Raw genomic sequence first — 12,971 nt, forward strand, 5'->3', positions numbered from 1 at the left:
CCTCACTTCGACGGAACCGCGGAGCCCGACCGCAGACGCGGGTCGAGGGCGACATAGACCAGATCGACCAGGAGCGAAGTCACCACGAAGACGAAGGCGACGAAGAGCAGATAGGCCGACATCACCGGCACGTCGACGAACTGCACGGCGTTGACGAAGAGCGCGCCGAGCCCCGGCCACTGGAACACCGTCTCGGTAACGATGGCGAAGGCGATGACCCCGCCGAGCTGGAGGCCGGCGATGGTGATCACCGGGATCATGGTGTTGCGCAGGGCGTGGCGGAACTCGATGCGGCGTTCGGGAATGCCGCGGGCCCGGGCGAAGCGGATGAAATCCGCCCGCATCACCTCGAGCATCTCGGAGCGGACGAGCCGCATGATCAAGGTGAGCTGCAGGAAGCCCAGCGTCAGCACCGGCATGACCAGCGACTTCAGGCCGCTCGTGGTCAGAAGCCCGGTCGACCACCAGCCGATCTGCACGGTGTCGCCACGGCCGAAGGAGGGCAGCCAGCGCAGCTCGACCGCGAAGATGTAGATCAGGCCGATGCCGATCAGGAAGGTCGGCAGGGAAACACCGATCAGCGAGATCGACATGACGAGGTTGGCGATCCAGCCGTCGCGGCGGATCGCGGCATAGACGCCGAAGGCGATGCCGACCACGAAGGCGAAGATCGCCGAGAGCACGGCGAGCTCGACCGTCGCCGGCAGGCGCTCGACGATCAGCGAGGAGACTTTGCGGCCCTGGCGATAGGAGATGCCGAAATCGCCCTGCGCCGCATCGGCGATGAAGCGGGCGAACTGCACGGGCACGGGATCGTTGAGGCCGAGGCGCTGCGTCAGCTCGGCGCGGTCCTGCAGCGTCGCCTCCTGGCCGAGCATGTTGACCACGGGGTCGCCGACGAAGCGGAACATCGAGAAGGCGATGAAGGCGACGGCAACCATCACCACCAGCCCCTGCATCAGCGAGCGCAGGATATAGGCGAGCATAGCGCCTTACTTTCCAAACACCGGAGGAAAACCAAGGTTTCGCGCCGTCATCCCGGCCGAGGCGCCGAGATCCGCCATAGAGCGTTCCGTTCTACGATGGACCTCGGAGCTGCGCGGCTCCGCCGCTTCTCCGGGACGACGGCAAGGGTTCACAAATCCTCCTCCCAGACCGCTACGAGCCCTTGAACGAGACCATCTTCAGCTTGGGCTGGTTCTGAACGTCGACGGGCACGTCCACCGTCGAGTTCATGCCGTAGCTGAGCGTCTGATGGTGGATCGGCAGGTAGATCGTCTCGTCCTTCACCTTCGCCCAGATCTTGGCGATGGCGGCGTCGCGCTTGGCGATGTCGATCTCCTTGGAGAGCGACTGGATCTGCGCATCGATCTCCTTGTCGGAATAGCCGGTCGCGTTCCAGCTGCCCTGCGAGCCGGTGCGGCTATGGTACATGTAGGAGAACACATAGTCGCTGTCGAAGGTCGGAACGCCCCAGCCGACGAGGTAGAACTCGGTCTCCGGCGGGTTCTTCTGGATCAGGTTGAAGTGGATCGACTTTGACTGCGAGACCAGGTTCACCTTGACGCCGATCTGGCCGAACATGCCGACGGCCGCCTGGCAGATGCCCTCATCATTGATGTAGCGATCGTTCGGGCAATGCAGCGTCACCGAGAAACCATTGGGGTAGCCGGCCTCGGCGAGCAGCGCCTTGGCCTTGGCGACATCGGTCGCCGGCGCAGCGTCGAGCTCCTTGGTCCAGCCATTGGCGAAGGGCGGCAGGATGATGCCGGTCGGGATCGATTCACCGCGCATCACGACGCGCTGGATGGCCTGGCGGTTGAGCGCCATGTTCATCGCCTGGCGGACGCGCTTGTCGGCGAAGGGGTTCTTGCCCTCGACATTGTCGCCCTTCAGGTCCTTCGACGCGACGTCCATGCCGAAGAAGATGGTGCGGTTCTCGGGTCCGGTGGTGACGCGGACCTTGGGCTGGCTCTTCAGCCGGGCGATGTCCTGCACCGGCACGTCCTGGACGAGGTCGACCTCGCCCGAGAGCAGCGCCGCGATGCGCGTCGCATCCTGCTTGATCGGGACATAGGTGAGCTCGGTGATCTCGAGCGGCACCTTCGCCTTGGCCCAGTAATTATCGTTGCGCTTCATCACCGTCTTCACGTCGGATTCACGCGAGACGAGGATGAAGGGGCCGGTGCCGTTGGCGTTGCGGACGGCGTAATTCTCTTCCTTGTTCTTGAAGTCCTGCGCCTTGGTGGCGTTGTTCTTCTCCGCCCAGGCCTTGCTCATGATGCGGATGGCGGAGGTGTTGTTAACCAGGAGCGGGTTCGGCCCCTTGGTCTTGATACGGACGGTGAAGTCGTCGACCTTCGTGACCTTCTCGACTGAGGTCAGGTAGCCCTTGAAGTCCGAGGTCGGCTGCATGGCGCGCTCATAGGAGAACACCACGTCGTCGGCGGTGAAGGGCGTGCCGTCATGGAACTTGACGCCCTCCTGCAACTTGAACTCCCAGGTCGTCGGATCGTCCGGCAGAACCTTCCAGGACGAGGCCAGCAACGGATGCAGCTTGCCGGCATGGTCGCGCTCGGTCAGGCCTTCATACATCTGCTGGTTGACCGTGGTGGTCAGGCCCTCGTTCTGGCCATGCGGATCGATGGTCAGGGCATCGCCGGCCGAGGCCCATTTCAGCGGCCTCGCCTCGGCGGCACCGAGCGCCAGCGCCGAGACCCCGATCAGTGCGGCAGCGACGGCAAACATACGCGGTTTCATCGTAGAGAACCTCCCGGTCGCGGCCCTGCTCCAAGGCCGGTGAAGGGCGAGATGTTAGGGCTGAGCCCCTTGTCTGTCACGGGTCTAATCTGCGCGTAGCACATGGCGGAACGTGACATTTTCTGCTCTCGCAGCTGCCGCGCGCAGGAGGTTTCCCCTCATCGCAGCCTCGGATTGAGGGCATCGCGCAGCCAGTCGCCGAGCAGGTTCACGGCGAGCACCAGGATCGCCAGCGTCAGGCCCGGAAAGGCGACGATCCACCAGTCGCCCGAGAACAGGTAGCGGTTGCCGATCGAGATCAGCGTACCCAGCGAGGGCTGGGTCGGCGGCAGGCCGACGCCGAGGAAGGACAGGGTGGCCTCGGTGATCACGGCAAGCGCGAGATTGATGGTGAGGATGACCAGCACCGGGCCGATCACGTTCGGCAAGACATGGCGCAGCATGATCAGCGGCGCCGGCAGCCCGACCAGCCGTGCCGCCTGGACATAGTCCTTGTTGCGTTCGACCAGGGTCGAGCCGCGGATCGTCCGGGCGTACTGGACCCAGAAGCTGAGGCCGATCGAGATCACCAGCACATAGAGCGCCGTGTCCTCGCGGTTGGCGCCCTGAAAGGTGCCGCGCACGACGCCGTCGATCAACAGGGCGATCAGGATCGCCGGGAAGGTGAGCTGCACGTCGGCGATGCGCATGATCAGCGAGTCGACCCGGCCACCGAAATAGCCGGCGAGCAGGCCGAGCGTGATGCCGATCGTCGCCGCCAGCGCCACGCCGAGGCCTCCGACGATCAGCGAGACGCGCAGCCCGTAGAGGATCGCCGAATAGAGATCCCGGCCCTGGTCGTCGGTGCCGAAGATGAACTTCGGATCGCCACCGGCCTGCCAGGCCGGCGGGATATTGGCATCGGACAGGAAGACCGTGGCCGGGTCGAAGGGGTTGGTCGGCGCGATCCAGGGCGAGAAGGCGGCGCCGATGAACATGACGAGCACGATCACCGCGGCGACCATCGTCACCTTGGAGCGCAGGAAGCTGGCGAGGATGTCGCTGTCGAGGATGCGGGCCCAGAGCGAGGGCGGCTCGCTCGACGGGGCGGCGGGGGTCGAGGACGGAGTCTGGGCGGCCATGGCTTTGTCTCCCGCCTTCAATGCGCGCCGACCGTCGCGCGCAGGCGCGGGTCGACCGCGGCGTAGAGCAGGTCGACGATCAGGTTGATGGTGACGAAGAGGAACGAGATCAGGATCAGGTAGGCCGCCATGATCGGGATATCGACCTGCTGAACCGCCTTCAGGAAGAGCAAGCCCATGCCCGGCCACTGGAACACCGTCTCGGTGATGATGGCGAAGGCGATGATCGAGCCGAGCTGAAGGCCGGCGATGGTGATGACCGGGACCAAGGTGTTCTTCAGGGCGTGACCGAAATGGATGGCACGGGTCTTGAGGCCGCGCGCCCGGGCGAATTTGATGTAGTCGGTGCGCAGCACCTCCAGCATCTCGGCCCGGACGAGGCGCATGATCAGCGTCATCTGGAACAGGCCGAGCGTGATCGAAGGCAGGATCAGCGCCTTCCAGCCCGAGGCCGTGAGCAGGCCGGTGGTCCACCAGTTGCCGATCTTGACGACCTCGCCGCGCCCGAAGGAGGGCAGCCAGCCGAGCGTCACCGAGAACAGGTAGATCAGAAGGATGCCGATCAGGAAGGTCGGCAGGCTGATGCCGATGAGCGAGACGGCCTGGAACAGCTTGGCGAGCCAGCTGTCGCGGCGCAGCGCCGTGTAGACGCCCATGGGTATGCCGACGAGCAGCGAGAACAGCGCCGACATGAAGGCGAGCTCCAGCGTCGCCGGGGCGCGCTCGCCGAGCAGCATGATCACCGGCAGGCGGAACTGGTAGGAGACACCGAATTCGAGCCGCGCCGCATTGTAGATATAGCGCGCGAACTGGACGACGACCGGCTCGTCTAGCCCGAGCGATTTGCGGATCTGCGCGACCTGCTCCTGGGGCGTATCGAGCGAGACGAGCTGGTTCACCGGGTCGCCGACGAAGCGGAACATGGCGAAGGCGATCAGCGCCACCGCCAGCATGACGAGAAGCGACTGGAACAACCGACGCAGAATGAATGCGAGCATGATCGCCTTGGTTCTTTAAACGCGAAACCCGTCGGTACCGGCGAGCCGGATAGCTCTCCGTCACCGATACGCGTCGTCACCCCGGAAATAGCAAAGCCGCAATCCGGGCTCCATCGTGGAGCGCAACGCCCCCGATCGATCCCTGAGCTACACGGCTACGCCGCTTGTCCGGATGACGGCGCGGGTGAGTCGACGGGAAGAACGGTGCGCGGCCTAGGCCGCGCACCGCGCGCCGTCACTCCTTGGTGGCGTAATAGAGCAGCACCGAATTGTCGGCGCGCTGGGTGAGCTTCACCTTCTTCGACACGCCCCAGGCCAAAGCCTGCTGGTGCAGCGGGATGTAGCCGAACTCGTCGACCGAGATCTTGTAGGCTTCCTTGATCATCGCATCGCGCTTGGCGGTGTCGGACTCGACAAGGATCTTGTCGGTCAGCTCGTCGACCTTCTTGTTGCAGTAATTGCCGAGATTCGACTCGCCGCGCGAGGAGCCGGCGACATCGCGGCAGCCGATGATGTCGTGCAGGACGTTGTGGCTGTCGAAGGTGCCGGGCGTCCAGCCGAGCAGGTAGAACGAGGTCTTGTAGCCGCCGGACTTCAGCACCTTGGCGAAGTACTGGCCCTTGGGCTGGGCATTCAGGTTCACCTTGATGCCGGCGCGCGCCAGCATGCCGACTACCGCCTGGCAGATCTGGCCGTCATTGACGTAGCGGTCGTTCGGGCAGTCCATGCCGACCTCGAAGCCGTTCGGATAGCCGGCTTCGGCCAAGAGCTTCTTCGAGGCTTCGGTGTCGAACTTGGCGCGGGTGAAGCCGGCATGCGGGAACAGCTCCGGCGCGATCATCAGGGCCGAGGGCGTCGAGAGACCACGCATGACGCGGCTCTTGATCGTCTCGATGTCGATCGCCTGGAAGAAGGCCTGGCGGACGCGGACATCCTTGAAGGGATTCTTGCCCTTGACGCTGGATTCCAGCAGCTCGTCACGGGTCTGGTCCATGCCGAGGAAGATGGTGCGCAGCTCCGGCCCGGTCAGGACCTGGGCGTTGCCCGAGGCGTTGACGCGCTGGATGTCCTGGATCGGAACCGGCTCGATCACGTCGACCTCGCCGGAGAGCAGGGCCGCGACGCGCGTCGCATCCGAGGCGATCGGCGTGAAGACGATCTCCTTGATGTTGCCCTCGATCTTCTTCCAGTAGTTCTCGTTGAGCTTGAAGACGGTCTTCACGCCCGGCTGGTGGCTCTCGATCTTGTAGGGGCCGGTGCCGTTGGCGTTCAGCGAGGCATGGCTCGGCGTGGTCGCGGCGGCCGGCGTCGGGGCGACGGCGTTGTTCGCCTCCGCCCACTTCTTCGACATGATGTACCAGGTATCCCACTGCGCGTTCAGGATCGGATTCGGCGCAGTCAGGATGATGTCGACGGTGTGGTCGTCGACCTTGACGAACTTGGCGCTGGTCGGGACGCGGGTGGTGAAGTTGGAACCCTGCGAGCGGACGCGCTCGGCCGAGAAGATCACGTCATCGGCGGTGAAATCCTCGCCGCCATGGAACTTGACGTTCTTGCGCAGATAGAAGCGCCACTTCAGGCCGTCGGGGGAGATCTCCCACTTTTCGGCAAGGGCGGGCTCGATCTTGAGATCCTTGCCGCGCGCCGTCAGCCCTTCATAGGGGTGACCGAGATGGGCGTTTGTGGTGGTCTCGTTGACGGTATACGGGTCGAGCGACTTCAACTCGCCCTGGTTGGCATAGCGCAGCGTCTGCGCCTGAGCCGTACCGCACATCAGAGCCAGCGCCGCTACGGCCGCCAGGCAATGGGTCTTGAAGGACATGAAGCGCGTTCTCCCGATTTGTTGTTACCGCTCCTCCCCAGGAGCGGGACCCGGATCGCCGCACAGACTGGCGACGATCCGAGGAAGACGGCAGATTAGAGGTGCTTCGAAGCCCGCGTCCAGTGTGCGCCGCACGCTTCGTCCCGGATCGAACTTTATTGCGAAACGAAACTTCGCAACGCACGTTCGTGCGAGCCCGCGATCACTTTCCCGCACAAACGCGCCTCGCCTTGCGTTCTCAGCGGGCCAGATCCGCGATCAGCGCACGAACGAACGCGGTTCCGGCGTCGAGCTGGGCGACGGTAATGAACTCGTCCGGCTGGTGTGCCTGGGCGATGTCGCCGGGGCCGCAGACCACGGTCGACCAGCCCGCCGCCTGGAACAGCCCGCCCTCGGTGCCATAGGCCACGACATGGCTGCCATTGTCGCCGGTGAGGCGACGCGCCAGCCCTTCGGCGGCTCCCTCCTTCTCCGGCGCGAGCGGCGGCGTGTAGGAGGTGATCTCCATGGCGATGCCGGTCTCCGGCGCGATCGCCTTCATCGGCGCCTCGAGCTCGGCCATCCTCGCGCGATAGCGGGCGACATAATCGCTGTCGTCGCCCGGCATGACGCGGACCTCGTGGCTGAAGGCGCAATGCTCGGCGGTGATGTTGACCGCCGTGCCGCCCTCAACGACGCCGACATGCAGCGTCGAGTAAGGCGGCTCGAAGGGAACGCCCGGCTGCACCTTGGCCTTGTTCTCCTCCATGACCTCGTCATGCCAGGCGATCAGCTTGCCGGCGACCATCACGGCGGGCACGCCGATATCGACGCGGCTGGAATGCACGGCATGGCCGCGCACCGTGGTCTTCATCCGGGTGCCACCCTTGTGGCCGGTGACGACCTGCATCATCGAGGGCTCGCCGACGATCACCGCCGAAGGCTTGACCCCGGCGGCCGCCATGGCGTCGATCAGATAGCGGGCGCCGATGCAGCCGACCTCCTCGTCATAGGACAGGGCGATATGGACGGGCCGCTTCAGCCCGGCGGCCAGCATCTCCGGCACCAGAGCGAGCGCGATGGCGTCGAAGCCCTTCATATCGCAGCTGCCGCGTCCATAGAGCTTGCCGTCGCGCTCGGTCAGCGTCCACGGGTCCGAACTCCAATCCTGCCCCTCGACAGGGACGACATCGGTATGACCGGAAAGGACGACGCCGCCATCCGCCTTGGGGCCGATGGTGGCGTAGAGATTGGCCTTGAAGCCGTCGGGGCTCGGCACGATCGAGCTCTCGACACCATGGGCCGCAAGGTAGTCGCGGCAGAAATGGATCAGTTCGACATTGCTGCGCTGCGATTCGGTGTTGAACGAGACCAGCTTGGCCAGCATTTCCTTCGGGGTGTAACGCACGGGCAGATTTCTCCAGGGACTGGCCGACAGGCATGAGCTGAGAGGCAGGCTACGCCGGCACCGCGCAAGGTCAATTGCCGGCAATGGCTCGCCGGCGCCCGTGCGAACGCATGACGGCCGCCCTCCGGCACCGCCCGAAATGCCATGGCCATGCGCGCTCCGCGCTTGACCCGGCCGGGCCCGGCGCGCTGTTGTGCCGACCGAGCAACGTCCTCTCGTGAGTCCGCCATGTCCTTCGACGTCACCCTCGCCGACATCCAGGCCGCCGCCAGCCGCATCGCCGGCAAGGTCAGGCGGACGCCGACCTTCCTCAGCGCCGGCCTGTCCGAGCGGCTCGGCGTCGAGACCGTGGTCAAGGTCGAGAGCCTGCAGCTCGCCGGCTCGTTCAAGGTGCGCGGCTGCTACAACAAGCTGCTCGGCCTCTCGGAGGCGGAAAAGGCCCGCGGCGTCGTCACCGTCTCCGGCGGCAACCACGCTATCGCCGTCTCGCTGGTGTCGAGCCTGCTCGGCATCAAGGCGCTGGTGCTGATGCCGAAGAACGTCGCGCCGCTGAACATCCGCCTGACCAAGGAAGCGGGCGGCGAGGTCGAGCTCTGCGAGGATTCGATCGCCGCCTTCGCCAAGGCCGAGGAATACGAAGCCAAGGGCATGACCAATGTCCATTCCTATGACGACCCTGCGATCATCGCGGGCCATGGCACGGTCGGCCTCGAACTCGCGGCGGATGCCGGCGGCCGCCTCGACCATGTCTTCATCTCGATCGGCGGCGGCGGCTTCTCGGCCGGTGTCGGGGCGGCGCTGAAGGGGCTCGACCCTGCGGTGCGCATCCACGGCGTCGAAACCGAGGGCGCGACGACGATGACGCAGGCGCTCGCAGCCGGAAAGCCGGTGCCGATCCGCCCGACCTCGATCGCCCGCACGCTCGGCGCTCCCTTCGCCACCGAGCGGACCATGGCCGCGGCCCGGGATTTCCTCGAGGAGATCGTGCTGGTGCCGGATGCCGACGCCGTGCGCGAATTGCTCTGGGTGCTGCAGAACGGCCGCGTCCTGCTCGAGCCGGCCGCCTCCTGCACGGTTGCGGCGGCGCTGGCGCGCAAGGACAGCTTCAAGCCGGGCGATCGTGTCGCGCTGGTCCTGTGCGGCTCCAATGTCGCGCTGGAGGACATCGAGAGCTGGCGCCAGCAGTTCGGGCTGTGAAACGACTGAAAGCCGAAAGCCCAGGCGCTCGTCGTGCTCCCTGCACGATCGTCAGGGAACGAGGACGCCGCGGGCCCGCCCGCCAGCGACACGGCAGGAGCACCCGCCGCCGAGTTCAGCTGGGTTGATCAGCTGGCAGGTCCGGACCGGCGTCCGGCAATAGCCGCCGATCCCTGACGAGATCGGCGCTGCATAGACCGGCGCAGCGTAATAGGGCCGCGCATAATAGGGCCCGCCGTAATAGTCGCCGCCATAGTAGCCGGGCGTGTCGTAGTAGTAGGACGAGCCATAATAGGGATAGGTCGCGGCGGCGCCGATGAGCGCCCCGGCAGCCAGCGCCCCGGCGCCCCAGCCCCAGTAATTGTTGTAGTAGCCGCGGCGCCAATAGGCGGGCCGGCCATAATAGCCGCCGCCATACCCGCGGGCCGGCCGATAGCCCCAGCCGACCCCACCCCGATAGAAGCCGCCACCGCGATAGACAGCCCCCCGATAACCTCCGAAACCCGCTCCGGCGAAGCCGCGGCCACCATAGCCGAAACCGCCGCCTCGCACGCCGCCGCCATGGACCGCCCTGTCGCTCAGGGCCTGTGCCGGTGCGTCATCGGCCATGAAGCTCGAAAAAAACACTAAAGAAGCGGCGAGAACGATCAGGCGGCGCATGGCGGCCTCCCATTCAAAGCGATGGCTATTCAGCCGGAACGCACGAAACCGACGCACGTTCCATCCTCTCGAAAGCGCCTGCCGAAAGCTCGGAAGCCCCCCCGAACTCAGCGACGATACTGCTCTTCCGTAACGTGATCCAGCCATTTGACGGTCTCGCCGTCGAGGCGCTCCTGCAGGGCGATATGGCTCATCGCGGTCGCCGCAGTGGCGCCGTGCCAATGCCTTTCGCCGGGCGGGAACCAGACCACATCGCCGGCCCTGATCTCCTCGACCGGCCCGCCTTCGCGCTGAGCCCAGCCGCAGCCGGCGGTGACGATCAAGGTCTGGCCGAGCGGGTGCGTGTGCCAGGCCGTGCGCGCGCCCGGCTCGAAGGTGACGTGCGCGGTGGCGATGCGCGCGGGATCCGGCGGATTGAACAACGGGTCGATCCGGACCTGGCCGGTGAAGTATTCCGCCGGCCCCTTGCCCGAGGGCTGCGATCCGCTTCGCTTGATTTCCATGACGTCCTCGCTAATTCGCGGCGCCTCTCGCGAGCGCCCCGACAGGCCGGACATCCAAGGACCGACGGCCGCCGGGATCAAGCGGATTGCGTGGTGGCGCCATTCGCGCGCTTCTTCCCCCTCATGCCGCAATCGGCTTGGACAGGGTGCGCCCGCTCGCGCTAGCTTGCCGCATCAGGCAACCCGATTTCTGTGAAGTTGCCGCCAACGGCCCGAGGATACGATGCCCAAATCCGAACTCATCGCGGCGATCGAGCCCGAGATCACGGCGATCCGTCGCGATTTCCATCGCCATCCCGAGCTGCTCTTCGATGTGAACCGCACCGCCGGCATCGTCGCCGACAAGCTCCGGGAATGGGGGGTCGACGAGGTCGTCACCGGCATCGGGCGTACCGGCGTCGTCGGCGTGATCAAGGGCAAGGGCCAGGGCTCCGGCAAGGTTATCGGCCTGCGCGCCGACATGGATGCGCTGCCGATCCATGAGGAAACCAATCTCGAGCACCGCTCGACCGTGCCCGGCAAGATGCATGCCTGCGGCCATGACGGCCATACCGCCATGCTGCTCGGCGCCGCAAAATACCTGGCGCAGACCCGCGATTTCGACGGCACCGCCATCATGATCTTCCAGCCGGCCGAGGAAGGCGGCGGCGGCGGCAAGGAGATGTGCAAGGACGGGCTGATGGAGCGCTTCGGCGTCCAGGAGGTCTACGGGCTGCACAACATGCCGGGCCTGCCGATCGGCCAGTTCGCGATCCGCAAGGGGCCGATGATGGCCGCAGCCGACCGCTTCCTGCTCAAGCTCGAGGGCCGCGGCGGCCATGCCGCCAAGCCGAACGAGACGGTCGACCCGCTGGTCGGCGCCTGCCAGCTCGTCTCCTCGCTGCAGACCATCGCCTCGCGCAATGCCGACCCGCTCGATTCCGTGGTCGTCTCGGTGACGGCGCTGCAGGCCGGCGAGGCCTTCAACGTCATCCCGCAACATGTCGTGATCAAGGGCACGGTGCGCTCGCTCTCGCCGGAGATGCGCGACCTCGCCGAGAAGCGCTTCCGCGAGATCGTCACCGGCACGGCCCAGGCTTTCGGCCTGAGCTTCGAGATCGAATATGAGCGCGGCTATCCGGTGACCTTCAACCATGCCGGCCAGACCGATTTCGTCACCAGCGCGACGAAAAACGTCTTCGGCAAGGAGGCGATCGACACCGAGGTGCCGCCGACCATGGGCTCCGAGGATTTCTCCTTCATGCTCGAGGAGCGGCCCGGCGCCTATATCTTCATGGGCAATGGCGACTCCGCCGGGCTGCACCACCCGGCCTATGAGTTCAACGACAAGGCGCTGCCGGTCGGCATGACCTATTGGGCGAGCCTGGTCGAGATCGCCATGCCGCAGCGGGCGGGCTGAGCACGGATCGCATGAGCGACATCGACTGTCTCGTCATCGGGGCCGGCGTCGTCGGCCTCGCGACGGCCCGCGCGCTTGCGCTCGCCGGCCGCGAGGTCGTGATCGCCGAGGCGGCCGAGGGCATCGGCACCCAGACCTCGGCCCGCAACAGCGAGGTCATCCATGCCGGGATCTACTACCCGCCGGGGTCGCTGAAGGCGCAGGTCTGCGTCGACGGCCGCAAGCTGCTCTACGATTACCTTCGCGAGCGCGGCCTGCCCCACAAGGCCTGCGGCAAGCTGATCGTCGGCACCCATGCCGGCCAGCGCCCGGCGCTGGAGACGATCGCGGCGCGCGCCGAAGCCTCCGGCGTCGCCTCGCTGCGCTGGATCGACGCCGCCGAGGCCAGGGCGCTGGAGCCCGAGGTCACCTGCGAAATCGCCCTGCTCTCGCCTGAAACCGGCGTCGTCGACAGCCATGCGCTGATGCTCTCGCTGCTCGGCGAATGCGAGGCGGCGGGCGGCTCGCTCGCGCTCAATACGCCGATCCTGGCCTGGCGCCGCGAGGCCGATGGCTTCAGCGTCGATTTCGGCGGCGAGGATCCGGCGACATACACGGCGAACACCGTGGTCAACGCGGCCGGCCATGGCGCGCCGCGCCTGCTCGGCAAGCTCGAAGGCTTCCCGGCGGAGCATGTGCCGACGCAGTATTTCGCCAAGGGCAATTATTTCTCGCTGCTCGGCAAGCAGCCCTTCAGCCATCTGGTCTACCCGATTCCGGAAGCGGCCGGCCTCGGCATCCATGCGACGATCGACATGGCCGGCCGGGTCAAGTTCGGCCCCGATGTCGAATGGGTCGCCGACGACCAGGACCTCGTCGTAGATCCCGCGCGAGCGGAGAAATTCTATGCGGCGATCCGGACCTATTGGCCGGGCCTGCCCGATGGCGCGCTCGTCGCCGACTATGCCGGGATCAGGCCGAAGCTGCACGGGCCGAGCGAGCCGATGCCGGATTTCCGCATCGACGGACCGTCGATCCATGGCGTGCCGGGGCTGGTCAATCTGCTCGGCATCGAAAGCCCGGGACTGACGAGTTCGCTGGCGATCGCCGAGATGGTGGTCGAGCGGCTGGCGAGCTGACGCCGT

At 66.0% G+C, this 12,971-nt stretch carries 11 protein-coding genes; 3 read left to right on the plus strand and 8 right to left on the minus strand.

Annotated features, from left to right (window positions below; all coding sequences use genetic code 11):
- Positions 1-2: 2 nt before the first annotated feature.
- From ACWGRX_RS05535 to argE, 6 genes are all read right to left on the minus strand, one after another.
- Positions 3-986 (minus strand): ABC transporter permease, encoded by a 984-nt coding sequence (locus ACWGRX_RS05535; RefSeq protein WP_452116714.1) that lies wholly within the window; start codon positions 984-986, stop codon positions 3-5.
- A 172-nt stretch (positions 987-1,158) separates the two neighbouring features.
- Complete coding sequence (locus ACWGRX_RS05540; protein WP_452116715.1) at positions 1,159-2,760, minus strand: ABC transporter substrate-binding protein; 1,602 nt, start codon at positions 2,758-2,760, stop codon at positions 1,159-1,161.
- Between the two features lie 158 nt (positions 2,761-2,918).
- Positions 2,919-3,881, minus strand: coding sequence for an ABC transporter permease (locus tag ACWGRX_RS05545; protein WP_452116716.1), 963 nt, complete (start codon positions 3,879-3,881; stop codon positions 2,919-2,921).
- 17 nt (positions 3,882-3,898) lie between these two features.
- Positions 3,899-4,879 carry an ABC transporter permease gene (locus tag ACWGRX_RS05550; RefSeq protein WP_291637297.1) on the minus strand — a complete coding sequence of 327 codons (981 nt, stop codon included), beginning with the start codon at positions 4,877-4,879 and terminating at the stop codon, positions 3,899-3,901.
- 235 nt (positions 4,880-5,114) lie between these two features.
- On the minus strand, positions 5,115-6,701 hold the full coding sequence (locus tag ACWGRX_RS05555) for an ABC transporter substrate-binding protein (RefSeq protein ID WP_452116717.1): 1,587 nt from the start codon (positions 6,699-6,701) through the stop codon (positions 5,115-5,117).
- Positions 6,702-6,939: 238 nt separating this feature from the next.
- Entirely contained in the window at positions 6,940-8,088 is a 1,149-nt protein-coding gene (gene argE, locus ACWGRX_RS05560) for an acetylornithine deacetylase (protein WP_452116718.1), read from the minus strand.
- 228 nt (positions 8,089-8,316) lie between these two features.
- Between argE and ACWGRX_RS05565 the strand changes: the two genes are divergently transcribed.
- Positions 8,317-9,285 (plus strand): threonine ammonia-lyase, encoded by a 969-nt coding sequence (locus ACWGRX_RS05565; RefSeq protein ID WP_452116719.1) that lies wholly within the window; start codon positions 8,317-8,319, stop codon positions 9,283-9,285.
- A gap of 51 nt (positions 9,286-9,336) precedes the next feature.
- Here ACWGRX_RS05565 and ACWGRX_RS05570 read toward each other — a convergent pair whose 3' ends face one another.
- Together ACWGRX_RS05570 and ACWGRX_RS05575 are read right to left on the minus strand one after the other, a co-directional pair.
- Positions 9,337-9,945: a hypothetical protein gene (locus ACWGRX_RS05570; protein WP_452116720.1), complete on the minus strand. Its 609-nt coding sequence runs from the start codon at positions 9,943-9,945 to the stop codon at positions 9,337-9,339.
- A gap of 107 nt (positions 9,946-10,052) precedes the next feature.
- Positions 10,053-10,448, minus strand: coding sequence for a (R)-mandelonitrile lyase (locus ACWGRX_RS05575; protein ID WP_291637302.1), 396 nt, complete (start codon positions 10,446-10,448; stop codon positions 10,053-10,055).
- A 223-nt stretch (positions 10,449-10,671) separates the two neighbouring features.
- Here ACWGRX_RS05575 and ACWGRX_RS05580 point away from each other — a divergent pair, with 223 nt between their 5' ends.
- Positions 10,672-11,847, plus strand: a complete 1,176-nt coding sequence (locus ACWGRX_RS05580; RefSeq protein WP_291644787.1) for a M20 aminoacylase family protein — start codon at positions 10,672-10,674, stop codon at positions 11,845-11,847.
- An 11-nt stretch (positions 11,848-11,858) separates the two neighbouring features.
- Positions 11,859-12,965, plus strand: coding sequence for an NAD(P)/FAD-dependent oxidoreductase (locus ACWGRX_RS05585; protein ID WP_452116721.1), 1,107 nt, complete (start codon positions 11,859-11,861; stop codon positions 12,963-12,965).
- Positions 12,966-12,971: the final 6 nt, after the last annotated feature.

Source organism: Allobosea sp. NPDC055594, from assembly GCF_053618995.1.

Excerpts from the sequence above, each read along its gene's own strand:
- ACWGRX_RS05535 (WP_452116714.1), bottom strand. The coding sequence starts at position 986 with ATGCTCGCCTATATCCTGCGCTCGCTGATGCAGGGGCTGGTGGTGATG.
- ACWGRX_RS05540 (WP_452116715.1), bottom strand. The coding sequence starts at position 2,760 with ATGAAACCGCGTATGTTTGCCGTCGCTGCCGCACTGATCGGGGTCTCG.
- ACWGRX_RS05545 (WP_452116716.1), bottom strand. The coding sequence starts at position 3,881 with ATGGCCGCCCAGACTCCGTCCTCGACCCCCGCCGCCCCGTCGAGCGAG.
- ACWGRX_RS05550 (WP_291637297.1), bottom strand. The coding sequence starts at position 4,879 with ATGCTCGCATTCATTCTGCGTCGGTTGTTCCAGTCGCTTCTCGTCATG.
- ACWGRX_RS05555 (WP_452116717.1), bottom strand. The coding sequence starts at position 6,701 with ATGTCCTTCAAGACCCATTGCCTGGCGGCCGTAGCGGCGCTGGCTCTG.
- ACWGRX_RS05565 (WP_452116719.1), top strand. The coding sequence starts at position 8,317 with ATGTCCTTCGACGTCACCCTCGCCGACATCCAGGCCGCCGCCAGCCGC.
- ACWGRX_RS05570 (WP_452116720.1), bottom strand. The coding sequence starts at position 9,945 with ATGCGCCGCCTGATCGTTCTCGCCGCTTCTTTAGTGTTTTTTTCGAGC.
- ACWGRX_RS05575 (WP_291637302.1), bottom strand. The coding sequence starts at position 10,448 with ATGGAAATCAAGCGAAGCGGATCGCAGCCCTCGGGCAAGGGGCCGGCG.
- ACWGRX_RS05580 (WP_291644787.1), top strand. The coding sequence starts at position 10,672 with ATGCCCAAATCCGAACTCATCGCGGCGATCGAGCCCGAGATCACGGCG.
- ACWGRX_RS05585 (WP_452116721.1), top strand. The coding sequence starts at position 11,859 with ATGAGCGACATCGACTGTCTCGTCATCGGGGCCGGCGTCGTCGGCCTC.